Raw genomic sequence first — 23129 nt, 5'->3', positions numbered from 1 at the left:
CACTGCGTCCTCGCTGTGTAATCGCCTGCAAGCACTCCACGAGGGAGCCCCACAGGTCTTTTTCAAAGGAACCTCATCCACCGAAATGGACGGGGTATCAACTTTTGGCGTTGATTTTTGGCACGCTGTTGAGTTCTCAAGGAACGGACGCTTCCTTCGTACTCACCCTCTCGGGCTTTCCTCCGGGCTTTCGTTCTGTTTTCCTGCTGTTCTTGCGTTTCCGACTCTATCAGACCCTCTCGGGCCCGATTTCCTCGGTGCTTTCCAGGTCCTGCGCTTCCGCGCTTTCCCTTTCCGGCGATTCCGACTCTATCAGATCCATTCCCTACCGTTTCCGGCTTGGATTGGAATTCCAATGGCCTTCGGAGGGCCTTTCCCTTTCGGGCGGAGCAGACTTTATCAGGTCTCCCCGGGTCTGGATTCCCACCCGCCCGCACGACGCGGCCGGACACACGTGTGTGCCGGGGTGTCTTGCGGGGTGGAGACGTAAACGTACTGGAGCGGGGCCCCTGGATGCAAATCCGGTTGCCCCGCTCCGGTCACGTCGCTACGGGGAGGGTCAGACCTCGACGACAACGGGGAGGATCATCGGGCGGCGGCGGTAGCTGTCCGACACCCACTTGCCCATCGTGCGGCGGATGAGCTGCTGGATCTGGTGCGGCTCGGCCACGCCGTCGGCGGCTGCCCTGGCGATGGCCTCCTCGATCTTCGCGGACACCGGCCCGAAGGCGGAGTCATCGATGCCGGAGCCCCGGGCATGGATGTTCGGGCCGCTGACGACCTTGCCCGTGGTGCTGTCCACCACCACGTAGACCGAGACGATGCCCTCGTCTCCGAGGATCCGGCGGTCCTTGAGCGAGGCCTCGGTGACGTCGCCGACCGAGAGGCCGTCCACGTACACGTAGCCGGCCTGGACCTTGCCGGAGATCCGGGCCTTGCCGTCGATCAGGTCGACGACCACGCCGTCCTCGGCGATGACGATGCGGTCCTTCGGGACGCCCGTCAGGGCACCGAGCTCGGCGTTGGCGCGCAGGTGGCGCCATTCACCGTGGACCGGCATCAGGTTCCGCGGCTTGCAGATGTTGTAGAAGTACAGCAGCTCGCCCGCTGAGGCGTGGCCGGAAACGTGCACCTTGGCGTTGCCCTTGTGCACGACGTTGGCGCCCCAGCGGGTCAGGCCGTTGATCACGCGGTAGACCGCGTTCTCGTTGCCCGGGATCAGGGACGACGCCAGGATCACGGTGTCGCCGGGGACGATCCGGATCTGGTGGTCGCGGTTGGCCATGCGGGACAGGGCCGCCATCGGCTCGCCCTGGGAGCCCGTACAGACCAGCACGACCTCGTCGTCCGGCAGGTCGTCGAGCGTCTTGACGTCGACCACGAGGCCGGCCGGGACCCGGAGGTAGCCCAGGTCGCGGGCGATGCCCATGTTGCGGACCATCGAGCGGCCGACGAAGGCGACCCGGCGGCCGTACTCGTGGGCGGCGTCCAGGATCTGCTGGATGCGGTGCACGTGGCTCGCGAACGAGGCCACGATGATCCGCTTCTGGGCGCTCGCGAAGACGCCGCGGATGGCGTTCGAGATGTCGCGCTCGGGCGGGACGAAGCCCGGGACCTCGGCGTTCGTCGAGTCCGAGAGGAGGAGGTCGATGCCCTCTTCACTCAGACGCGCGAAGGCGTGCAGGTCGGTCAGGCGGTTGTCCAGCGGGAGCTGGTCCATCTTGAAGTCGCCCGTGCAGACGACCATGCCCGCACCGGTGCGGATGGCGACGGCCAGGGCGTCCGGGATGGAGTGGTTGACGGCGATGAACTCGCAGTCGAAGGGGCCGAGGGCCTCGCGCTCGCCTTCCTTCACCTCGAGGGTGTAGGGGCGGATGCGGTGCTCCTGGAGCTTCGCCTCGATGAGGGCCAGCGTCAGCTTGGAGCCGATCAGCGGGATGTCCGGCTTCTCCCGCAGGAGGAAGGGGACGGCGCCGATGTGGTCCTCGTGGCCGTGCGTGAGCACGATGCCGTCGATGTCGTCGAGGCGATCCCTGATGGACGAGAAGTCCGGCAGGATCAGGTCGATGCCCGGCTGCTCCTCTTCGGGGAAGAGGACGCCGCAGTCGACGATCAGCAGACGGCCGTCGAACTCGAAGACCGTCATGTTGCGGCCGATCTCGCCCAGGCCACCCAGGGGGGTGACCCGCAGGCCGCCCTTGGGCAGCTTCGGCGGCGGACCGAGTTCAGGATGCGGATGGCTCAAAAGTCTCTCCTCACCACACGCGCCACGTACCCCGGAAGGCACGTGGCGCGCATGACATTCGTGCACTTGCTGTTGTCTGTTTCGGTCGTGCTTGTTCAGTTGTGAAGTCAGGTGTCAGAGCTGTAGCCCGCCGGCGGCGAGATCGCGCTTGAGCTGTTCGGTCTCTTCGGCGCTCAGCTCGACCAGCGGGAGCCGCAGCGGGCCCGCGGGCAGGCCCTGCAGGTTCAGCGCGCCCTTGGTGGTCATCACACCCTGGGTGCGGAACATACCGGTGAAGACCGGCAGCAGCTTCTGGTGGATCTCGGTGGCCTTCTGGACGTCGCCGTCCAGGTGGGCCTCCAGCATGGCGCGCAGGTCGGGGGTGACCACGTGGCCGACCACGGAGACGAAGCCGACCGCGCCGACCGACAGGAGCGGCAGGTTCAGCATGTCGTCTCCGGAATACCATGCCAGGCCGCTGCGCACGATGGCCCAGCTGGCACGGCCGAGGTCGCCCTTCGCGTCCTTGTTGGCAACGATACGGGGGTGCTCGGCCAGCCGGACGAGGGTTTCCGTCTCGATCGGGACACCGCTGCGGCCGGGGATGTCGTAGAGCATGACCGGCAGGCCGGTGGCGTCCGCGATCGCCGTGAAGTGCCGGTAGAGGCCCTCCTGCGACGGCTTGCTGTAGTACGGGGTCACGGCCAGCAGGCCGTGGGCGCCGGTGCGCTCGGCCTCGCGGGCGAGCTCGAGGGTGTGGCGGGTGTCGTTCGTACCGATGCCGGTGACCACGTGGGCGCGGTCTCCGACGGCTTCCAGGACGGCTCGTACGAGGTCGTTTTTCTCCGCGTCGGTGGTGGTCGGCGACTCACCGGTGGTGCCGTTGACGATCAGGCCGTCGTTGCCTGCGTCCACCAGGTGCACGGCGAGCCGCTGCGCGCCGTCGAGGTCGAGTGCGCCATCCGCCGTAAACGGCGTGATCATGGCGGTGAGGACCCGCCCGAAGGGGGTCTGCGGAGTCGAGATCGGAGCCATGGGTAACACGCTACTCGCTGCCATGCTCGCAGTGTCCCCTCGGGGGACGTGGGTCCGAGTGTTGGACACCGGCACTGCCTGCTCGGGGGTTCAAGCAGTGCCGGGTCCGTTTGATCAGCCTAGATGAACTTTACGAAACGCCGCAATACGGACACTTAGGACTTAACTTCGCACGTGTGTGCGTTACGCGCCTATCGGGCCTTACGGGGCAACGCGTCCGTTGCCGTTGAAGGCCGCGTACGTGAGCGGCATGAGCTTCGCCCAGTGCTGCTCCATCTTCTCGCCGACCATCTCGATCTCCCGCTGCGGGAAGGACGGGACCTTGGCGAGCTCGTGCTGCGTCCGCAGGCCGAGGAAGTGCATGAGCGAGCGGGCGTTGCACGTGGCGTACATCGAGGAGAAAAGTCCGACCGGCAGGACCGAACGGGCCACCTCGCGGGCCACGCCCGCGGCGAGCATCTCCTGGTAGGCCTCGTAGGCCTGCCGGTACGAGTCCTCCATGACGCGGCCGGTGAGCTCCTGCTGCGCCTCGGTGCCCTCGACGAAGACGTACTTGCCCGGGCGGCCCTCCTGGACGAGCTTGCGCTCGGCGTCCGGGACGTAGAAGACCGGCTCGAGCTCCCTGTAGCGGCCGGATTCCTCGTTGTAGGACCAGCCGACGCGGTGGCGCATGAACTCCCGGAACACGAAGATCGGGGCGCTGATGAAGAAGGTCATCGAGTTGTGCTCGAAGGGGCTGCCGTGGCGGTCCCGCATCAGGTAGTTGATCAGACCCTTGGAGCGCTCCGGATCCTTCTGCAGCTCCTCGAGGGACTGCTCGCCGGCCGTGGAGACCCGCGCGGCCCACAGGACGTCCGAGTCGGCGGCGGAGTGCTTCACCAGCTCCACCGTCACGTCACTGCGGTAGCTGGGTTTCAGATCTGAAGCGGCGGTCTCGCTCACCGGGGGTCCTTCCACACGTGCGTCCTGGGGCGCGCCCACTCTACGTCGCCGTCCGCGGGCCGCCGCGCAGACCGCTCGGGGCGGGGGGCGGTCCGCCGAGCTGACGCAGCGCCAAAAAGCTTGGTGAATATGCAGAAATCGGGCACTGATGGGGCCGCTCGGACGTCATACCGGGTAGCACCACGCCCACCTGCCACCACCGCCCCAGGGCCCGTGGCCCCGACCGTGAGGAGAGTCGCTCTCATGTTCAGCCGGCGCGAACCCGTCCCGTTCGCCTTCGTCGCCGAGGCCGAGCGCTTCCGCAGCAACGTCACTCCGCCGCCGCGCGAGCGCCTGAGCAAGACCCAGCTCGCCGCCCGTAGTCTGGTCGGGCTGACCGTGGTTGCCGGGCTGGCCGGCTCGCTGGTCTTCGGCATGCCCGCACTGCAGCCGAGCAAGGCGCCGGAGAAGTCGCAGCAGTCGGAGGCCTCCCAGGGGCGGTAGCCTCACGGTCACAGCCCAACCGAACGTGCATGTGAGTGAGGTCCAGCCGTGCCCCTGCCCTTCCTGACGGCCGACGGTGTGCCCGACGCGGACGACGGCGTCGACGAGGTGGCGGCCCTTGCCGACCACGACCGCTGGCGGCGCCCCTACCGGCCGGGGCCCTGGCGGGTGGGCATCGCCGCGCTGTTGCTCCTGCTGTCGGCGTTCATGCTGCTGTCCACGATGATCGTCGCTGTCGCCGGCGCCTGGGGCGGGGCCGCGGTCTGCCTCGCCCTCGCTCTCGTCGTCATCGGCTCGGCGCTGCGGCTGCTGCGCGCCGGCGTCTGGGTGAGCCGTGCGGGGCTGCGCCGGGTGGGCTTCTTCGGGACCCGCTCGATCGCCTGGGCCGAGGTCACCGAGCTGCGCACGGTGCAGCAGCCGGTGCGCTGGCTCGGCCTGCCGCGGACCGTGCAGGGGCAGGCGCTGACCGTGGCCACGCGCGAGGGCGCGGAGCTGCCGGCGCTGCTGACCGACCACGACGCCGACTTCCTGTCGCGGCGCGAGGCCTTCGACCGGGCCGCCGACACGGTCGGGGCCTGGGCCGACGAGTACCGGCCCGTCCCCGCCTGATCCGGCGCCGCGCGCGCACGGGAAGCCCGTACGGGTGTCAGACCTGTGCGGGCTTCGGCTTGCCTTCGTGCAGGGCGATGGCCCGCTGCATGGCCTTGCGCGCCCGCGGGGTGTCACGGGCGTCGTGGTAGGCCACGGCGAGGCGGAACCAGCTGCGCCAGTCCCCCGGCGCGTCCTCGGTCTCGGCCTTGCGGCGCGCGAAGACCTCGTCGGCCGAGTCCCGCAGGATCCGGCCGTACTGGTCCCGCTCCAGCTCGTCCACGGGCAGCCCGCCCTCGGCCTCCAGCTCGGTCGCGAGCTGGTTGGCCCTGGTGACGAACTGCGTGTTCTTCCACAGGAACCACACGCCGATGACCGGCAGGATCAGCACGGCCGCCCCGAAGGTGACGGTGAGCCAGGTGCCCTGCCGGATCAGCATCAGGCCCCGGCTGCCGACCAGGACGAAGTAGACGACCAGGACCGCGGCCGTGAGGAAGTAAGTGATCTTCGCGCGCATGGGAGTACTACCGGATCAGCCGAGGTCGAGGAAGTGTTCCAGGCCGAAGGTGAGGCCCGGGGTCTGCGTCACGCGGCGCGCGCCGAGCAGGATGCCCGGCATGAAGCTGCTGTGGTGCAGGGAGTCGTGACGGATGGTCAGGGTCTCGCCCTCGCCGCCGAGCAGCACCTCCTGATGGGCCAGCAGGCCCCGCAGGCGGACGGCGTGCACGGGGACGCCGGAGACGTCCGCGCCGCGGGCTCCGTCGAGCGCGGTGGAGGTGGCGTCGGGCTGGGCCCCGAGGCCGGCCTCGGCCCGGGCGGCCGCGATGAGCTCCGCCGTGCGGGTCGCGGTGCCCGAGGGGGCGTCGACCTTGTTGGGGTGGTGCAGCTCGATGACCTCGACGGACTCGAAGTAGCGGGCGGCCTGGGCGGCGAACTTCATGGTGAGGACGGCGCCGATGGAGAAGTTCGGCGCGATGAGCACACCGGTCTTGGGGGAAGCCGCGAGCCAGGTGTCGAGCTGCGCGAGGCGGTCCGCGGTCCATCCGGTGGTGCCGACCACCCCGTGGATGCCGTGGCGGATCAGGAAGTCCAGGTTCTCCATCACCGAGGCCGGGGTGGTCAGCTCCACGGCGACCTGGGCGCCGGCCTCGGCCAGCGTCTCCAGCTTGTCGCCGCGGCCGAGGGCCGCCACCAGCTCCATGTCCTCGGCGGCCTCGACCGCCTTGACCGCCTCGGAGCCGATGCGGCCCTGTGCGCCGAGGACTGCCACGCGCAGCTTGCTCATGTTGCTTGCTTCCTTACGTGCGTACGGGACTAGGCGACCGCTTCGTCGAGACGGGCGGCCTGCTTCTCCTTCAGCGGGCCGATCACTGCGAGCGAGGGCCGCTGGGCCAGTACATCCTGTGCGACCGAGCGGACGTCGTCCGGGGTCACGGCGGCGATCCGGGCCAGCATGTCGTCGACCGACATCTGGTCGCCCCAGCACAGCTCGCTCTTGCCGATGCGGTTCATGATCGCGCCGGTGTCCTCCAGGCCGAGGACGGTCGACCCGGAGAGCTGGCCGACGGCCCGCTTGATCTCCTCGTCGCCCAGCCCCTCGGTGGCGACCTTGTCGAGCTCGTCGCGGCAGATCCGGAGCACGTCGTGGACCTGGTTGGGGCGGCAGCCCGCGTACACGCCGAAGAGGCCGGTGTCGGCGAAGCCGGAGGTGTACGAGTACACGCTGTAGGCCAGGCCCCGCTTCTCCCGGACCTCCTGGAACAGGCGGGAGGACATGCCGCCGCCCAGCGCGGTGTTCAGCACGCCCAGCGCCCAGCGGCGCTCGTCGGTGCGGGCGAGGCCGGGCATGCCGAGGACCACGTGGGCCTGTTCGGTCTTGCGGCCCACCAGCTCGACGCGGCCGGAGGTGCGGATGCGGCGGGTGCCGGTGCGCGGGCCGATCGGCTCGGCGTCGGTGCGGGTGAGCGCGCCGGCCTTCTCGAAGGCGGCGCGGACCTGGCGTACGACCTTGTTGTGGTCGACGTTGCCGGCGGCGGCCACCACGAGGTGGGTCGGGTCGTAGTGCTTCTTGTAGAAGCGGCGGATCCGGTCGGCGCCCAGGGCGTTGATCGTGTCGACGGTGCCGAGGACGGGCCGGCCCAGGGGGGTGTCCCCGTACATGGTCTGCGCGAACAGGTCGTGGACCATGTCGCCCGGGTCGTCCTCGGTCATCGCGATCTCTTCGAGGATGACTCCGCGCTCGGCGTCGACGTCCTCCTCGCGGATCAGCGAGCCGGTGAGCATGTCGCAGACCACGTCGATGGCCAGCGGCAGGTCGGTGTCGAGCACCCGGGCGTAGTAGCAGGTGTACTCCTTCGCCGTGAAGGCGTTCATCTCGCCGCCGACCGCGTCGATGGCGGAGGAGATGTCGAGGGCGCTGCGCTTGTCGGTGCCCTTGAAGAGGAGGTGCTCCAGGTAGTGCGTGGCGCCGTTCAGGGTGGGCGTCTCGTCACGGGAGCCGACGTGCGCCCAGATGCCGAAGGTGGCGGAGCGGACGGAGGGCAGCGTCTCGGTGACGATGCGCAGTCCGCCGGGCAGGACGGTGCGCCGGACGGTGCCGATGCCGTTCTGTCCGTTGAGAAGGGTTTGGGTACGGGCGACGGCCCGCCCCTCCGAAGAGGGGCGGGCCGTCACACGGGAACTACGCGACATCACTTGTCGGAGTCGTCCTTGTCAGCGTCGTCGCCGACGGCCTCACCGTCGATCACGGGGATCAGGGAGAGCTTGCCGCGCTGGTCGATCTCGGCGATCTCCACCTGGACCTTGGTGCCGACCGCGAGCACGTCCTCGACGTTCTCCACGCGCTTGCCACCGGCGAGCTTGCGGATCTGCGAGATGTGCAGCAGGCCGTCCTTGCCGGGCATCAGGGAGACGAAGGCACCGAAGGTGGTGGTCTTGACGACCGTACCCAGGTAGCGCTCGCCGACCTCCGGCATGGTCGGGTTGGCGATGCTGTTGATCGTGGCGCGGGCGGCCTCGGCGGCCGGGCCGTCGGCGGCACCGATGTAGATGGTGCCGTCGTCCTCGATCGTGATCTCGGCGCCGGTGTCCTCCTGGATCTGGTTGATCATCTTGCCCTTGGGGCCGATGACCTCACCGATCTTGTCCACCGGGATCTTGACGGTGATGATCCGCGGGGCGAAGGGGGACATCGCGTCCGGCGTGTCGATCGCTTCCATCATCACGTCGAGGATGTGGAGGCGGGCGTCACGGGCCTGCTTGAGGGCCGCGGCCAGGACGGAGGCCGGGATGCCGTCCAGCTTGGTGTCCAGCTGGAGGGCGGTGACGAACTCCTTGGTGCCGGCGACCTTGAAGTCCATGTCGCCGAAGGCGTCCTCCGCACCGAGGATGTCGGTGAGGGCGACGTAGTGGGTCTTGCCGTCGATCTCCTGGGAGATCAGGCCCATGGCGATGCCGGCGACGGGGGCCTTGAGGGGCACACCGGCGTTCAGCAGCGACATGGTCGAGGCGCAGACCGAGCCCATGGACGTCGAACCGTTGGAGCCGAGGGCCTCGGACACCTGGCGGATCGCGTACGGGAACTCCTCGCGGGTCGGGAGGACCGGCAGGATCGCGCGCTCGGCGAGCGCGCCGTGGCCGATCTCGCGGCGCTTGGGCGAGCCCACGCGGCCGGTCTCACCGACGGAGTACGGCGGGAAGTTGTAGTTGTGCATGTAGCGCTTGCGGGTCACCGGGGAGAGGGTGTCCAGCTGCTGCTCCATGCGGAGCATGTTGAGGGTGGTGACGCCCAGGATCTGGGTCTCGCCACGCTCGAACAGCGCCGAGCCGTGCACGCGCGGGATGGCCTCGACCTCGGCGGCGAGGGTACGGATGTCCGTGAGCCCGCGGCCGTCGATGCGGACCTTGTCCTTGATGACGCGCTCGCGGACCAGGGCCTTGGTCAGGCTGCGGTAGGCGGCGGAGATCTCCTTCTCGCGGCCTTCGAAGGCCGGGAGGAGCTTCTCGGCGGCGATCTCCTTGACGCGGTCCAGCTCGGCCTCGCGGTCCTGCTTGCCCGCGATGGTCAGCGCCTGGGAGAGGTCGCCCTTGACGGCGGCCGCGAGGGCCTCGTACACGTCGTCCTGGTAGTCCAGGAAGACCGGGAACTCGCCCTCGGGCTTCGCGGCCTTGGCGGCCAGGTCGGCCTGGGCCTTGCAGAGGACCTTGATGAACGGCTTCGCGGCGTCGAGGCCCGAGGCCACGATCTCCTCGGTCGGCGCCTGGGCGCCGCCCTTGACCAGGGCGATGGTCTTCTCGGTGGCCTCGGCCTCGACCATCATGATCGCGACGTCGCCGTCCTCCAGGACGCGGCCCGCGACGACCATGTCGAAGACGGCGTCCTCGAGCTCGGTGTGCGTCGGGAAGGCCACCCACTGGCCGCGGATCAGCGCGACGCGGACGCCGCCGATCGGGCCGGAGAAGGGCAGGCCGGCCAGCTGGGTGGACGCGGACGCGGCGTTGATCGCGACGACGTCGTACAGGTGGTCGGGGTTGAGCGCCATGATCGTGGCGACGACCTGGATCTCGTTGCGCAGGCCCTTCTTGAAGGACGGGCGCAGCGGGCGGTCGATCAGGCGGCAGGTGAGGATCGCGTCCTCGGAGGGGCGGCCCTCACGGCGGAAGAAGGAGCCGGGGATCTTGCCGGCCGCGTACTGCCGCTCCTCGACGTCCACCGTCAGGGGGAAGAAGTCGAGCTGGTCCTTGGGCTTCTTCGACGCGGTGGTGGCGGACAGCACCATCGTGTCGTCGTCCAGGTAGGCAACGGCGGAGCCGGCGGCCTGGCGGGCCAGACGGCCCGTCTCGAAGCGGATGGTGCGGGTGCCGAAGGAACCGTTGTCAATGACGGCCTCGGCGTAGTGGGTCTCGTTCTCCACTAGTGTCTTCTCCATTTTCGTCGTCTCCGTCCGCCGCCCGTGTGGCGGAGGACGGTGCGGAGAAGCGCGCCTTGGGTGCGGGCCGGTCTTCGATCGAAGCACCCGGTTCTGTGCCCGTGGGGCATTCCGGGTGCCACTACCGAGGACCGGCGGCGTCGGGAGGGCGCTCCTCCTCTTCAGTTGTGCGCGTCTGCGTCAGACGCGCGCGTGCGTCGTTTCCAGACTACAAAGGGTCCGGTCCGGTGCGCACGTACAGCAAAGGAGCGGCCCCCGGATGTGGGAACCGCTCCCTCCACAGCGCTTTACTTGGCGCCGGCCGCACCGCGGCGGATGCCGAGGCGCTCGACCAGCGTACGGAAGCGCTGGATGTCCTTCTTGGCCAGGTACTGCAGCAGGCGGCGACGCTGGCCGACCAGGATCAGCAGACCACGACGGGAGTGGTGGTCGTGCTTGTGCGTCTTGAGGTGCTCGGTCAGGTCCGAGATGCGGCGGGAGAGCATCGCGACCTGGACCTCGGGAGAGCCGGTGTCGCCCTCCTTGGCACCGAACTCTGCGATGATCTGCTTCTTCGTAGCGGCGTCGAGCGGCACGCTTACTCCTCGTTTAGGTCTTCGTTGCCACCGAGTGCCCCAGGTCGAATTCTCTGGGGATCTTCCGTAACTCGGGAGGCGGGGTCCGCTGAGCGCAGTCCACAGACCCTCTGTCGGGGATCCGGGGGACGCGTACACAAACGGCCGTCACACAGCGTACCAGGCTGCCGGGTCGCGGCGTCTCAGCTGGTGAGAGCGCGGGCCCGGGAGTAGACGTCCAGCACGGCCAGGGCCAGGGGGACCAGGCTGAGCAGGACCGCCGCCTCGGTGAGGTCGAGCAGCCTTCCCCAGAAGGGTGACAGGCCCTTGCGGGGGATGACAAGCGCAATTCCGGCGAGGAGGGCCGCGCCGGCGGCGACGGCGGCCGTCAGCCAGATGGTGCGCAGCTCCAGGCCGCTGTGGTCCTGCTTGAGGACGAGCGCTTCGACCAGGTCGGCCGGCGGGTTCAGGGCCAGGCCCAGGATCAGCAGGGCGACGGCGAGGAGCCCGGCGGCCAGGGCGCACACCACCTGGGAGGTGTAGCGGAAGAGCCGGGCGCGCAGCAGCATGGCGAGGCCCGTGGCGAGGGCGAGCAGCCGGCCCCAGGTGTTGTCGGAGAAGCCGAGGACGGCGGCGGCTCCGACGGCGACCGCGGCGCAGCCGCCGACCAGGCCGAGCAGCATCTCGTGGCCGCGGCGGGCCTGGGCCGCGATCTGCTCGGCGTCGAGGGAGGCGGCCGGGTCGTGCTGGTCGGAGCCGGACTGGTCGCCGTACGGCTCGCTCTCGTAGCGGTCCGGGGTCTCGTACACCTCGGTGGCGCTGCGCGGGGCGGCGTAGCCGATGGGCAGGCGGGCGAAGCGGGCGGAGAAGCCGGGGAGGAAGGCGACGAGTCCGATGGCGACGGGTGCGACGGCGCCGGCCGTGGCCGTGGCGGAGGCCTCGGTGGCGATGGCCGTGAAGGTGGCCAGGGTGCCGGTGGCGGCGACGAAGGTGGCCGCGACGAAGGGGGCGTCCCCGCTGGGGGTGAGCGCGACCAGGGCCACGGAGGCGACGAGGACGCAGACGCAGCCCAGCAGGAACTGGAGCCGGCCGGGGCCCTGGCCGGCGGCGGGGGCGACGATCCCGGAGCCGGCGATCAGCAGGTGCGGCAGGGCGCTGAGGCCGAGCGCGACGGCGGAGCCGCGGTCGCGGTAGACGCGGGCGCGGACGCCGGCCACGGCGGTGAGCAGGAATCCGACGGCGGCCGCGATGATCCCGGGCAGGCCGTGCATGTCGTGGCGCAGCGGGTCCGCGTACCAGAGGACGAAGCCGAGCATGACGAGGAGCAGTGCGGCTCCGGCCAGCCCCGCGCCGCGCAGCATGTCGTCGCTCCAGCGGTGGCGGTCGCGGACGACGGCCGAGGCGACGGCGTCGGAGACGTCGTCGAAGACGGCGGGCGGCAGGGACTCGGCGAAGGGGCGCAGGCTGAGCACCTCGCCGTCGAGGATCTGCTGGGCGGCGAGGGTGCGGGCGCCGTCGAGGACGGTGCCGGAGCGGCGTACGAGGTGGAAGCCGGTGGGGGCGCCGACGGGCTGGGTCTGGCCGGTGAGGCGCAGCAGTTCGGGGTAGACGTCGGCGACGGCGATGTCCTCGGGGAGGGCGACGTCGATGCGGCTGTCCGGGGCCACGACGGTGACCCTGCAGAAACCTGTCGCCCCGGCCGTACTCACCTGTGTGACCCCCCTTGTCGCCGCCCGCGGCGGCGGGCGATTCGCGGATGCGCATGCTGCGCGCGTCACCCTACCGGGCGCTTGCCCGACTGTCGGCAAGTAGGATCACCGACGCGTGGAGGAGACCCCCTCCGCGCCCGGGACTTGGGGGCGCCGGATGCGGCGTCCCGTCCGTTTTCGAGGGATTGATGCTCCGGTGAGTCAGATCGTCGTCAAGCGGCCGCCGCGGTCCCTGCCGCCCGAAGTGCCTTCGGACGAACTGCGGCTGGAGGCGCCGCCGGAGCTTCCCCGGGGACAGCAGGAGGGCATGCTGATGCAGCTCCTGCCGATGCTCGGCATGGGCTCCTCCGCGGTGTTCTTCTTCATGCCGGGTGCGGCGCCGTTCATGCGCATCATGGGCGTGCTGATGCTGACGTCGACGGTGGCGATGGTCGTGGCGCAGCTGGTGCGCCACCGCCGGGGTACGCAGGGGCAAATGGCCGATGTGCGCCGGGACTACCTCAAATACCTTGCGCAGACCCGCCGTCAGGTACGCCGGACCGCGCGGGCGCAGCGCGACGCGCAGCTGTATCTGCACCCGGCTCCGGACCAGTTGTGGTCGGTGGTGGCCGAGGGTTCGCGGCTGTGGGAGCGGCGGGTCGGGGACCCGGACTTCGGCCAGGCGCGGCTCGGGCTGGGCTCGCAGCGCCTGTCGACCCCGCTGGTGGCGCCGGACACGGCGCCGGTGGACGAGCTGGAGCCGTTGACGGCGGGCGCGATGCAGCGGTTCCTGCGGGTGCACTCCTCGCTGGAGGGGCTGCCGATGGCGGTGTCGATCCGGGCGTTCTACCACGTGACGGTGTCGGGCGAGCCGGAGTCGGCGCGCGGAACGGCGCGGGCGCTGGTGGCGCAGCTGGCGACGCTGCACTCCCCCGAGGACCTGGTGGTGGCCGTGGTGGCGGCGCCGGGTGCGGTGCCGTCGTGGGACTGGACGAAGTGGCTGCCGCACACGCAGGTTCCGGGGCAGGTGGACGGGGCCGGTACGAAGCGGCTGTTCGGCGACGACCTGGGCGAGCTGGAGGGGCTGCTGGCGCCCCGGCTGGAGGGGCGGCCCCGGTTCAGCCGCGACGTGTCGCCGGTGCTGGACCAGCCGCACCTGGTGGTGGTCCTCGACGGTGGTCTGGTGCCGCCGGATTCGGTGTTCGCGGCGGCCGAGGGGCTGCAGGGCGTCACGATCGTCGAGGTGGTCGCGGGTGAGCTGGACGAATCCCCTCGCTCCGCTGGGGAGACCCCATCGCGCGGATCGCTGTCGGTCGTGGTGCGGCCGGGCCGGCTGCGCCTGGAGTCGGGCGCGGGCGTCGCGTACGAGGGCGCGCCGGACACCCTGTCGCTGCCCGCGGCGGAGGCGCTGGCCCGTCAGCTGGCGCCGCTGCGCACGGGAGGCGGGGACGACGACGAACCGCTGCTGGCCAACCTGGACTTCACGGACCTGCTGAACCTGGGCGACGCGGCCTCGATCGACGTGGCCCGCACGTGGCGGCCGCGGTCGGCCGGCGAGCGGCTGCGCGTGCCGATCGGTGTCGGCGAGGACGGCGCCCCGGTGATGCTGGACCTCAAGGAGGCCGCCCAGGAGGGCATGGGCCCGCACGGCTTGTGCGTGGGCGCGACGGGTTCCGGCAAGTCGGAGCTGCTGCGCACGCTGGTGCTGGGGCTCGCGGTCACGCACACCTCGGAGACGCTGAACTTCGTCCTCGCGGACTTCAAGGGCGGCGCGACCTTCACCGGCATGGGGCAGATGCCGCACGTGGCGGCCGTCATCACCAACCTGGCGGACGACCTCACGCTCGTGGACCGGATGGGCGACTCGATCCGCGGTGAGCTGCAGCGCCGTCAGGAGCTGCTGCGGTCGGCGGGCAACTACGCGAACATCCACGACTACGAGAAGGCGCGCGCGGCGGGCGCCCCGCTGGAGCCGCTGGCCTCGCTGGTGCTGGTCATCGACGAGTTCAGCGAACTGCTCACGGCGAAGCCCGACTTCATCGACATGTTCATCCAGATCGGCCGCATCGGCCGTTCGCTGGGCGTGCACCTGCTGCTGGCCTCGCAGCGGCTGGAGGAGGGCAAGCTGCGCGGGCTGGACACGTACCTGTCGTACCGGATCGGCCTGCGGACCTTCTCGGCGGCGGAGTCGCGTACGGCGATCGGTGTGCCGGACGCCTACCACCTGCCGTCGGTGCCCGGGTCGGGCTATCTGAAGTTCGGCACGGACGAGATGACCCGCTTCAAGGCGGCGTACGTCTCGGGTGCCTACCGCTCGGGCGGGCCGGACCTGTCGGTCGGCCTGTTCCCGGTGGAGCGGCGGCCCGCGCTGTTCACGGCGGCTCCGGTGCCGGTGGTGTACGCGGCTCCGGACCCGGCGTACCTGGCGGCGCGGTCGGCGCGGGAGGACGACGCGCTCGCCGACACGGTGCTGGACGTGATCGTGGGCCGGCTGGAGGGCCAGGGGGTGCCGGCGCACCAGGTGTGGCTGCCGCCGCTGGACCAGGCTCCGCCGCTGGACCAGCTGCTGCCGGCGCTGGCGCCGGGCCCGGAACGCGGGCTGCACGCGGAGGGGTACACGCGGCCCGGCGGGCTCGTCGTGCCGCTCGGCCTCATCGACAAGCCCTTCGAGCAGCGGCGCGAGGTGCTCTACCGGGACTTCTCGGGTGCGGCCGGCCACATGATGGTGGTGGGCGGTCCGCAGTCGGGCAAGTCCACGCTGATGCGGACGCTGATCTCCTCGTTCGCGCTCACGCACACCCCGCGCGAGGTGCAGTTCTACGGCCTGGACTTCGGCGGCGGCAGCCTGTCGGCCGTCGCCGAGCTGCCGCACGTGGGCGGGATCGCCTCGCGGCTGGACCCCGAGCGGGTGCGCCGTACGGTCGCGGAGGTCGGGGGCGTCCTCAACCGCCGCGAGGAGTTCTTCCGCTCCAACGGCATCGACTCCATCGCCACCTACCGGCGCCGGCGGGCGGCGGGCGAGCTGCCCGGTGAGCCGTGGGGCGACGTGTTCCTGGTCATCGACGGCTGGGGCAACTTCCGCGGCGAGTACGAGGGCCTGGAGCAGGTGGTCACGGACATCGCCGCCCGCGGCCTGGGCTACGGCATCCACGTGGTGATCACCGCGGCGCGGTACATGGAGGTGCGCTCGGCGCTCAAGGACCAGATGCTGAGCCGCCTGGAGCTGCGCCTGGGCGACGTCATGGACTCGGAGTTCGACCGGAAGGTCGCGGCGAACGTCCCCACCGGGATGCCGGGCCGCGGCCAGGTGCCGGAGAAGCTGCACTTCCTGGGTGCGCTGCCGAGGATCGACGGCTCGCACGAGGCGGCGGACCTGTCGGAGGCCACGGCCTCCTTCGTGGACGCGGTGAAGCGGCACTGGGCGGGGCCCGCGGCTCCCGGGGTGCGGCTGCTGCCGCGGCTGCTGCACGCGGACCAGCTGCCCCGGGGCGGGGAGCACCCCGGCCGCGGGATCGCGATCGGCATCGACGAGACGGACCTGGAGCCGGTGTTCGTCGACTTCGACTCCGACCCCTTCCTGCTGGTCTTCGGCGAGAGCGAGTCGGGCAAGACGAACCTGCTGCGGCTCATCGCCCAGCAGATCTCGGAGCGCTACGCGCCGGAGCAGGCGCGCCTGGTGGTGGGCGACTACCGGCGGAGCCTGCTCGGGGCGCTGCCGGAGGCGCACCTGCTGGAGTACGCGCCGATGGCGAGCTCGCTGCAGATGCACATGGAGGCGCTGGGCGGGGTGTTCTCCCGGCGGCAGCCGCCGAACGACGTCACGCCGCAGCAGTTGCGCGACCGCAGCTGGTGGACGGGGCCGGACGTGTTCATCATCATCGACGACTTCGACCTGGTGGCCACGAGCCAGGGCAATCCGCTGGCGCCGCTGGTGGAGTTCCTGCCCTTCGCCCGGGACACGGGTGTGCGCTTCATCATCGCGCGGAACTCGGCGGGTGCCTCCCGGTCGCTGTACGAGCCGTTCATGCAGCGGATCAAGGAGCTGGGCGCGCAGGGCGTGGTGCTGTCCGGTGATCCGTCCGAGGGCGACCTGATCGGCAGCGTGCGGCCGCGTCCGATGCCGCCGGGCCGGGCGTACTTCGCCTCGCGCAGGCGGGGCACCTCGCTGGTGCAACTGGGGCGCATGCCGGGGATGTGAGCGAACCCGGTCCTCTCGGGCGGCTCAGGGCCGATAATCGGCGGTGAAGACCGCGCCACCGAGGGGAAAGGCCGCACATGGGCACCCAGCAGGAGAAGGACGAGCTGTACGCGCTCGACATCAGCGGCGTGGAGTGGGAGGGCCCGCCCGGGACCACCCCCGACGAGGAGCGGGTCGAGATCGCCCGGCTTCCCGAGGGCGCGGTGGCCATGCGGTCCTCGCTGGACCGGGACACGGTGCTGCGCTACACCGCGGCCGAGTGGGAGGCCTTCGTGCTCGGGGCCCGGGACGGGGAGTTCGACCTGGACCGCCCCCGGCCCTGACGGGAGCGGGAGCGGCAACGCCGAAGGGGCGCGCCCGGTGCGGGCGCGCCCCTTCGGCGCTACCGGCTGCGTGTGCCTGCCGGCCGGAGCGGCTCAGTAGGCCTCGGTGAACAGGCGCGAGGCCTTCACGTCGGTGGCGCGGTAGTCGCCCTTGCCCTGCTCGATGAGCTTGGCGACCGTCTCCAGCTTCTTCTGCATCTCATCGGCGATGCGCTTGTACTTGGTCTGGAGGACCACGTACTCCCGGTGCGCCTCGCCGTCCCAGGTGTCGGTGACCACCTTCACGGCCTGCTCCATCTCGGCCAGGTCCTTGATGATGTTGCTCGACACGACGCGGATGCGGTCCGCCATCTGCTGGACGGTCTCGTACCGTACCCGGGTGTTGCCGTCATTGCCCGACATGATCTTCTCCTTCGCGCTGGTGGTGACTGGGAACGACGCCGGTCAGACGTTGTCGAGGCCGGAGCGGGCGCCGCCCGTGCCGCCGCCGGAGGGGGCCACGGCGCGGAACGCCGCGCGCACGTCCTCGTCCTGGGCGTTGCTCAGGTTCTTGGTCTGCGAGACGGCGTTGTGCAGCACCCCGAGCAGGCGGCGGATCTCGTCGTGCTCGACGTTGAGGTCCGACTGCGCCTTCGCGAATCCGGCGGCACCGACACCGGTCCAGCCGGCGCTCACGGTGGCGATGATGTCGGCCAGCTCGCGGGCCTGGCGGGTGACGGCGTTGGCCGTCTCGGAGATCCTGTTGGCCGCCTTGACGACCGGATCGTCCGCCAGTCCGAAGGTGTTCGTGCTCATCCGAAGCTCCTCACTTCTCAATTCGCCGGCAGCACCGGCGGATTGCGTGGCGGAGCGGACGATCGCAGCGCGGTGTTGGCTCACGCGCCCCGGACATCCCCCTCCGCTCCACGCGATCCCCCGATCACATTCGTGAAGCCTGCGGTCACTCTAGTCAGTTCAGCCTCACGGCCCAACACCACTGGGATGCTGCCCCAGATGGACCGGGTCCGTTCACTGCAAACGGCGTCGGCGGCCGCGGGCCTCGCGGACGACGGTCGCCGTTCCCGCGATGACGGCGATGACGACGGCGCCGATGCCGAGAGCGTACGTGCCGAACCGCTCCTCCCGCTCCTGGGCCGTCTCGGTGAGTCGGAGCGCGGCGGCCTCGGGGGCGGCGGCCGGGGGCGGGCCGGGGTCGGGGACGGGCGCCTTGGGGGCCTCGCGGTCCTGGCTGAGCGCGCGCACCGGGTCGACGACACCCCAGCCGACGTAGTCGTCGCGGCCCTTCACGGAGCGCTCGGCTGTGTTCTGGATCTGCCAGACGATCTGCTGCGGCGACCAGTCGCCGTGCTTGGCGCGCAGCAGGGCGGCGACGCCGGCGACGTACGGGGCGGAGAAGCTGGTGCCGTTGTCGATGCACTGGCCGAAGCCGGGGACCGTGGAGACCATGTCGACGCCCGGCGCCGCCACCCCGATGAAGTCGCCGGGCTGGGAGAAGGCGGCTCGCTCGTTGTTGCGGTCCGAGGCGCCCACCGCGAGGACGCCGGGGAAGGCCGCCGGGTAGGTCTTGCGCTTCTCGCCGCTCAGGCCGTCGTTGCCCGCCGAGGCGATCACCACTGCCTTGGCGTCGATGGCCTTCCGCACCGACTTGCCGAGCTCGGAGTCCGCGGTCAGCGGCACGTCGGTGTCCTGGGAGATGTTGATGACCTGGGCGCCCTTGGCCACCGCGTGGTCGATGGCCTGGCTCAGGGACAGGGCGTTGCCCTTGCCCTGCCCGTCGTTCTGCCGGATCGGGATGATCGTGGCCTCCGGGGCCAGGCCCACGAAGCCGGTGCCCTCCTGGGGGCGGGCCGCGATCAGTCCGGCGACCTTGGTGCCGTGGCCGACGGTGTCGGTCGTGCCGTCGCCGCCCTTGGGGTCGATCAGGTCCTTGCCGGCGGCGATGTCGAGGGCGCCGCTGAGCTGCGGGTTGGCCCGGTCCACGCCGGTGTCGATGACGGCGACGCGGACGCTGTTGCCGTTCTTGTCCTTGCCCTTGGTGTGCGCCCACAGCTCGTCGAGGAGCAGCCGCTGCAGGGCCCAGGGGCGGTCGGCGATCTGCTTCTTCATGGGGAAGGTGCACTCGCCGGCGCCGTCGAGGCGCAGGGCGTACGGGGCTTCGGGCGCGACGGGCCGAGCGGATGCGGCGGCGGGCGGGGGTACTGCGGCCGGTGCGACGGCGCAGACCCCGAGGAGGGCGAGGGCGGCGGCGAGCGGGGCGCGCCGCGCCGGCGGGAGCTGGGTCATCGTCGGCCGCCTCACGAACCCTGCGGCTGACGGGCGGAGTTGGTGTCCAGCCGCGGCCCCTTGGAGAGGAACTCCGACCACGCGATGGGCACCATGGCCGGGGTGACGCCCGCGTAGCCGAGCCGGATCTGCGCCTGGCTGGGCTCGGGCGCGCCGGGGGCGCCGCCCGCGCCGCCCTTCGCCTGCTGGTCGGGGGCGCCGATCTTCGACTGCTCGGCGTCGCTGTCGCCGTTGGCCTGGACGGCGTACCGCAGGCCGGTGTCGGTGACCAGGAAGAGGGAGCCGCCGGCCGTGGTCTGCTTGCCCTGGACCTGCGTGTAGAGCAGGCCCGAGCCCGGGGTGACGTACGCGCTGGTGCCGCTGGCGGTGATGTCGACGGGGAAGCCGGTGCCCGCCCAGGTGCTCAGGGTCTGGCCGCCCTGGCCGTCGACCGCGCGCAGCACGTTGCAGACGGTGTCGCGGCCGCCGGGGCCGCCGGCCTGGGCCCCGGCTGCCGGTGCGCTCCGGTTGACGCGTTCCGCCTTCTTCTGCGGCCACTTGACCTCGCCGCCGAACGGGACCGGGTCCGGGCTGAGCGCCTGGAGGTCGACCTCGCGGGCCTTGCCGTGCATGTTGAGGCCGTCGGTCGCGGGCGCGGAGATCAGCAGCCACGCGACGAACTCGGAGACCGGCGCGACCTTCCCGGGCAGGACCACGTAGTGCTGGGCGCCGGAGCCGGTCTGGGCCCTGAGCACCATGCCCACCTTGTTGTCGGTGGTGGCCAGGCCCTTGACGTCGGCGTCGGCCCCGGCCTTGCCGGGCAGCTGCGGGAAGGCCAGGTCGTCACCGGAGTCGAGGGTCGCCAGCCACTGCTCGGTGACCGGCTGCGCGGTGGCGCCCGTACCGACCAGGGCGGTGGTCATCGTGCCGGCGGCCGCGGTGCCCTCGGGGAACTTGTACTTCGTGCCGGTCCCGTCGACCAGGTAGCGCTCCTTGCCCTCGCCGGTGCTCTGCACGTACAGCGCCTGGGTGTCGGTCAGCCGGCGCCCGTCGTCCGTCAGGTGCCTCTCGCGGTCGGCGAGCACGAAGGTGGCGGTCTGCACACCGCGGCCGTTGCCGCCCGGCTGCTGGCAGACGGCCCAGCGCTTGGCCTTGGCCGCGTCCTCCTTGGCGGGGAGCCGGTCGGGGGCGTACGGGATGCCGATGATGGGGCCGCGCGGCGGCTTGCCCGCGTCCAGGACCTTGTCGTCGACCTGGACCACCTTGAACTTCGAGGGGTCCAGCAGCAGTCGGGCGGAGGCTAGGTTCAGCACGGGGTGCAGGCGGGTCTGGTCCTTGCCGTTCACCTTCGTCGTCAGGACGACGTACCGGGTCGTCGACTGCTTGCCGACGATCACCTGGGTCCCGGCGTTCGCCCAGCCCTTGGGTGCGGTGGGCTTGAACATGCCCCAGGCGCCGAAGCCGGCGAGGACCACCGCGGCGACGATCACGCCCGGCACGACCGCGCGCAGCGGGCGCGGCGCACCCTCCTCGGTGCCCGTCGCGGACGGCTGGAGGAACGCGGCCACCGTCCGCCGCTTCGCAAAGGTGTACGCGTTGAGCTCATCACGTCGTGATGCCATGACCGCCTGATTCTCCCCGCACGGCCCGGCCGGTGAGTACGGTCCCCGGGCCTCGTTCGTCGGACCGGGCACCTACTATGCCTCTTGACCGGCGGTATGCAGGGGCCGGGTAGGGTGAGGATGCCGCTCGGCGCCTTCCACACCGGGGTAATCAGGGCTTGTTGGGGTGGATTGGGGAGATTCCGGCTCCGTGCGGCTGCCGTCGCGCCGTGTCGGAACTGTCGGGGTCTGCCCCTGGGGAGGGGAAGTGCGCGAGTGATGGCCACGGCAACGCAGCCGCAGACCGGCGCGGCCGCACCCGCACGCGGCGGGGTGACACCGCATCCGAAGTCCAGCCCCGGCCGCTTCGGCCCGTTCCGATTGCAACAGCTCGTCCTGCTCCAAGTGGCCGCGGCGATCCTGCTGGTGGCCTGGGTGGTCGAACCCATGCTGCTGGTGCCCGCGGGTGCGTCCGCGCTCGTCCTGGTGATGCTCGCGGTCGTACGCCGGCACCAGCGCTCCCTGCCGGAATGGATCAGCGGCGCGCTCGCCCTGCGCGCGCGCCGGCGCCGGGCCGAGTCCCTCACCGTGCCCGCGGGCACCGAGCCCGGGCTGGCGCCGCTCGTCGAGGCCGATCCGGCGCTGCGCACCCTGACGTTCAGCGACCGCGACCGGCGGCCGGTCGGCATGATCGGCGACGGGACCTTCCTGACCGCGGTCCTCCAGGTGGACACCGACGCCACCGCGCTGCGGCCCGACCGGGCCGCGCGGCCGCTTCCGCTGGCCCTCGTCCGTGACATCCTCGAAGTGGACGGCATCCGGCTGGAGTCCGCGCAGCTCGTGCAGCACACCCAGCCCGCGCCGGCCCCGCACCTGCCCGCCCAGTCGATGGCCGCGCGCAACTACGCGCCGCTGCAGGCCCGGACCGGCACCCCGGCGGTGCGGCTCACCTGGATCGCGCTCAAGCTCGACCCGGAGCTGTGCCCCGAGGCGGTCACCGCGCGCGGCGGCGGGCCGGCGGGCGTCCAGCGGTGCCTGGTGCGGGCGGCCGACCAGCTGGCGAGCCGGCTGGCCGGAGCCGGATTCAAGGCCACCGTGCTGACCGAGCAGGAGCTCACGGCGGCCCTGGCCACCTCCTCGTGCGCGAACCCGATGGCCATCACCCAGGCCGGGCGGTCGGCCGGCACGGGACGGCGTACGCAGGAGACCCCGCGGACCTGGCGGTGCGACGACCGGCGGCACACCACGTACTGGATAGGCCGCTGGCCGCAGCTGGGCGGCGCGGGGGCGGCGCCGCTGCCGCAGTTCGTGGCGCTGCTGACCTCGCTGCCGGCCCTCGCGACCAACTTCAGCCTGACGATGGCCCCGGCGGAGCGCCAGGGGGTGACGCTGACCGGGCACGTCCGGGTGACGGGCCGCAGCGACGAGGAACTGGTGGCGGCCCGGCGGGAGTTGGAGCGGACGGCGCGGGGTGTGAGGACCGGGCTGGTCCGGCTCGACCGGGAACAGGTGCCGGGGCTGCTGGCCTCGCTGCCGCTGGGAGGTGCGCGATGAGGGGCGGTTTCGGGCTCGTCGGGCCGCGGCGCGAGCGCCACGTGGTGCCGGCCGTGGACCTCGACCTCCTGGCGCTGCCCGTCGGGGACGACGGGGTCGTCATCGGCGTGGACGCCGAGGGGCGGCCGGCGGTGCTCGGCGTCAACCGGCCGACCCCGTACGAGGTCACGCTGATCGGCGGTCTGTGGACGGCGCAGGTGCTGGCGTTGCGCGCGGCGGCAACGGGCGCACGGGTGGCGGTGGAGACGGGGCGCGGGCAGGTGTGGTCAGGGCTGGCCCAGGCGGCCGGCGGCGGGCAGCAGTGCGTGACCCTGCACGAGGTGGGCCGGGTGCCCCCGCAGGGCGCGTCGGCGGGCAGCCCGGTGCTGGTGATCCGGGACTGCGGGATGCGGCCGCCGCGCGGACGCGTGGTGGCCGGGCCCTGGCAGTCGGTGCTGACCCTGCTGCCCTATCTGAGCCCGACGGCGCCGCGGTTGCTCCAGCAGTCGTCGCTGGTGGGCGTGCAGCGGGTGTCGCCGGACGAGGCGGTGCAGATCGGCCGGCTGATGGGCCTGCCGCGGCCCGCGGTGGATTCCCTGCCGACGCTGGGCGACGGGGTGACCCTGTGGTGCACGCCACGGGACCGGCAGTTCGTGATGACGCAGGGCACGGAAGCGGAGACGGGCCTGCTCGGCCCGGCCCGGCGCATCGACTGAGCGCGGGCAGGCAGACGGGGGCGGACACCGTACCGGGCCGCGATTAGGCTGAGC

The 23129-nt window shown here is 71.4% G+C and carries 19 protein-coding genes; 6 read left to right on the top strand and 13 right to left on the bottom strand.

Translation table 11 applies throughout. From position 1 onward, the window contains the following. Positions 1-559: 559 nt before the first annotated feature. The 3 genes from BGK67_RS25235 to thyX form a co-directional block, all read right to left on the bottom strand. A complete protein-coding gene (locus BGK67_RS25235) occupies positions 560-2245 on the bottom strand; it encodes a ribonuclease J (RefSeq protein WP_069922218.1) in 1686 nt (561 codons plus the stop codon). 114 nt (positions 2246-2359) lie between these two features. Further along, positions 2360-3259, bottom strand: coding sequence for a 4-hydroxy-tetrahydrodipicolinate synthase (gene dapA / locus BGK67_RS25230; RefSeq protein ID WP_069922217.1), 900 nt, complete (start codon positions 3257-3259; stop codon positions 2360-2362). A 201-nt stretch (positions 3260-3460) separates the two neighbouring features. Then, positions 3461-4201 (bottom strand): FAD-dependent thymidylate synthase, encoded by a 741-nt coding sequence (gene thyX, locus BGK67_RS25225; RefSeq protein ID WP_069922216.1) that lies wholly within the window; start codon positions 4199-4201, stop codon positions 3461-3463. Between the two features lie 243 nt (positions 4202-4444). Between thyX and BGK67_RS25220 the strand changes: the two genes are divergently transcribed. Together BGK67_RS25220 and BGK67_RS25215 are read left to right on the top strand one after the other, a co-directional pair. Continuing rightward, positions 4445-4684 carry a hypothetical protein gene (locus BGK67_RS25220; RefSeq protein ID WP_069922215.1) on the top strand — a complete coding sequence of 80 codons (240 nt, stop codon included), beginning with the start codon at positions 4445-4447 and terminating at the stop codon, positions 4682-4684. A gap of 48 nt (positions 4685-4732) precedes the next feature. After that, positions 4733-5293 carry a PH domain-containing protein gene (locus tag BGK67_RS25215; RefSeq protein ID WP_069922214.1) on the top strand — a complete coding sequence of 187 codons (561 nt, stop codon included), beginning with the start codon at positions 4733-4735 and terminating at the stop codon, positions 5291-5293. Positions 5294-5330: 37 nt separating this feature from the next. Here the strand turns inward: BGK67_RS25215 and BGK67_RS25210 are convergent, their stop codons facing one another. The 6 genes from BGK67_RS25210 to eccD all read right to left on the bottom strand — a co-directional run bounded on the left by BGK67_RS25210 (position 5331) and on the right by eccD (position 12463). Then, on the bottom strand, positions 5331-5789 hold the full coding sequence (locus BGK67_RS25210; protein ID WP_069922213.1) for a tetratricopeptide repeat protein: 459 nt from the start codon (positions 5787-5789) through the stop codon (positions 5331-5333). 15 nt (positions 5790-5804) lie between these two features. Further along, the gene (dapB, locus tag BGK67_RS25205; protein ID WP_069922212.1) at positions 5805-6557 is read right to left on the bottom strand and encodes a 4-hydroxy-tetrahydrodipicolinate reductase; all 753 of its coding nucleotides are present in this window, start codon (positions 6555-6557) and stop codon (positions 5805-5807) included. A 29-nt stretch (positions 6558-6586) separates the two neighbouring features. Beyond that, entirely contained in the window at positions 6587-7966 is a 1380-nt protein-coding gene (locus tag BGK67_RS25200) for a M16 family metallopeptidase (RefSeq protein ID WP_069922211.1), read from the bottom strand. Further along, positions 7963-10185 carry a polyribonucleotide nucleotidyltransferase gene (locus BGK67_RS25195; RefSeq protein ID WP_069922210.1) on the bottom strand — a complete coding sequence of 741 codons (2223 nt, stop codon included), beginning with the start codon at positions 10183-10185 and terminating at the stop codon, positions 7963-7965. The genes BGK67_RS25200 and BGK67_RS25195 overlap by 4 nt, the downstream gene beginning before the upstream one ends. Before the next feature lie 302 nt (positions 10186-10487). Beyond that, positions 10488-10775, bottom strand: a complete 288-nt coding sequence (rpsO, locus tag BGK67_RS25190; protein WP_007266917.1) for a 30S ribosomal protein S15 — start codon at positions 10773-10775, stop codon at positions 10488-10490. Positions 10776-10957: 182 nt separating this feature from the next. Continuing rightward, positions 10958-12463 carry a type VII secretion integral membrane protein EccD gene (eccD, locus tag BGK67_RS25185; RefSeq protein WP_069922209.1) on the bottom strand — a complete coding sequence of 502 codons (1506 nt, stop codon included), beginning with the start codon at positions 12461-12463 and terminating at the stop codon, positions 10958-10960. Positions 12464-12659: 196 nt separating this feature from the next. On the opposite strand from eccD, the gene eccCa reads away from it, so the two are divergent. Both eccCa and BGK67_RS25175 read left to right on the top strand, forming a co-directional pair. After that, a complete protein-coding gene (gene eccCa / locus BGK67_RS25180) occupies positions 12660-16640 on the top strand; it encodes a type VII secretion protein EccCa (RefSeq protein ID WP_069922208.1) in 3981 nt (1326 codons plus the stop codon). A gap of 77 nt (positions 16641-16717) precedes the next feature. Beyond that, complete coding sequence (locus BGK67_RS25175) at positions 16718-16963, top strand: DUF397 domain-containing protein (protein WP_069922207.1); 246 nt, start codon at positions 16718-16720, stop codon at positions 16961-16963. Between the two features lie 93 nt (positions 16964-17056). Here the strand turns inward: BGK67_RS25175 and BGK67_RS25170 are convergent, their stop codons facing one another. The 4 genes from BGK67_RS25170 to eccB all read right to left on the bottom strand — a co-directional run bounded on the left by BGK67_RS25170 (position 17057) and on the right by eccB (position 20847). After that, a complete protein-coding gene (locus BGK67_RS25170) occupies positions 17057-17365 on the bottom strand; it encodes a WXG100 family type VII secretion target (protein WP_069922206.1) in 309 nt (102 codons plus the stop codon). Between the two features lie 42 nt (positions 17366-17407). Continuing rightward, complete coding sequence (locus BGK67_RS25165) at positions 17408-17758, bottom strand: WXG100 family type VII secretion target (RefSeq protein WP_069922205.1); 351 nt, start codon at positions 17756-17758, stop codon at positions 17408-17410. Between the two features lie 213 nt (positions 17759-17971). Continuing rightward, positions 17972-19246: a type VII secretion-associated serine protease mycosin gene (mycP, locus tag BGK67_RS25160; protein WP_069922204.1), complete on the bottom strand. Its 1275-nt coding sequence runs from the start codon at positions 19244-19246 to the stop codon at positions 17972-17974. Between the two features lie 11 nt (positions 19247-19257). Continuing rightward, positions 19258-20847 (bottom strand): type VII secretion protein EccB, encoded by a 1590-nt coding sequence (eccB, locus tag BGK67_RS25155; RefSeq protein WP_069922203.1) that lies wholly within the window; start codon positions 20845-20847, stop codon positions 19258-19260. Between the two features lie 258 nt (positions 20848-21105). Here eccB and eccE point away from each other — a divergent pair, with 258 nt between their 5' ends. Both eccE and BGK67_RS25145 read left to right on the top strand, forming a co-directional pair. Continuing rightward, the gene (eccE, locus tag BGK67_RS25150) at positions 21106-22380 is read left to right on the top strand and encodes a type VII secretion protein EccE (protein WP_069922202.1); all 1275 of its coding nucleotides are present in this window, start codon (positions 21106-21108) and stop codon (positions 22378-22380) included. Next, positions 22377-23075, top strand: coding sequence for a hypothetical protein (locus tag BGK67_RS25145; protein ID WP_069922201.1), 699 nt, complete (start codon positions 22377-22379; stop codon positions 23073-23075). The genes eccE and BGK67_RS25145 overlap by 4 nt, the downstream gene beginning before the upstream one ends. Positions 23076-23129: the final 54 nt, after the last annotated feature.

It is taken from the genome of Streptomyces subrutilus (assembly GCF_001746425.1).
Taxonomy (GTDB): Bacteria; Actinomycetota; Actinomycetes; order Streptomycetales; family Streptomycetaceae; genus Streptomyces; species Streptomyces subrutilus_A.
This window is presented reverse-complemented; position numbering and strand designations above follow the sequence as displayed.

What these genes read in the sequence shown, in the direction of transcription:
- dapA (WP_069922217.1), bottom strand. Translation starts at nt 3,259, where the DNA reads ATGGCTCCGATCTCGACTCCGCAGACCCCCTTCGGGCGGGTCCTCACC.
- BGK67_RS25220 (WP_069922215.1), top strand. Translation starts at nt 4,445, where the DNA reads ATGTTCAGCCGGCGCGAACCCGTCCCGTTCGCCTTCGTCGCCGAGGCC.
- BGK67_RS25210 (WP_069922213.1), bottom strand. Translation starts at nt 5,789, where the DNA reads ATGCGCGCGAAGATCACTTACTTCCTCACGGCCGCGGTCCTGGTCGTC.
- dapB (WP_069922212.1), bottom strand. Translation starts at nt 6,557, where the DNA reads ATGAGCAAGCTGCGCGTGGCAGTCCTCGGCGCACAGGGCCGCATCGGC.
- BGK67_RS25175 (WP_069922207.1), top strand. Translation starts at nt 16,718, where the DNA reads ATGGGCACCCAGCAGGAGAAGGACGAGCTGTACGCGCTCGACATCAGC.
- BGK67_RS25170 (WP_069922206.1), bottom strand. Translation starts at nt 17,365, where the DNA reads ATGTCGGGCAATGACGGCAACACCCGGGTACGGTACGAGACCGTCCAG.
- BGK67_RS25165 (WP_069922205.1), bottom strand. Translation starts at nt 17,758, where the DNA reads ATGAGCACGAACACCTTCGGACTGGCGGACGATCCGGTCGTCAAGGCG.
- mycP (WP_069922204.1), bottom strand. Translation starts at nt 19,246, where the DNA reads ATGACCCAGCTCCCGCCGGCGCGGCGCGCCCCGCTCGCCGCCGCCCTC.
- eccB (WP_069922203.1), bottom strand. Translation starts at nt 20,847, where the DNA reads ATGGCATCACGACGTGATGAGCTCAACGCGTACACCTTTGCGAAGCGG.
- eccE (WP_069922202.1), top strand. Translation starts at nt 21,106, where the DNA reads ATGGCCACGGCAACGCAGCCGCAGACCGGCGCGGCCGCACCCGCACGC.
- BGK67_RS25145 (WP_069922201.1), top strand. Translation starts at nt 22,377, where the DNA reads ATGAGGGGCGGTTTCGGGCTCGTCGGGCCGCGGCGCGAGCGCCACGTG.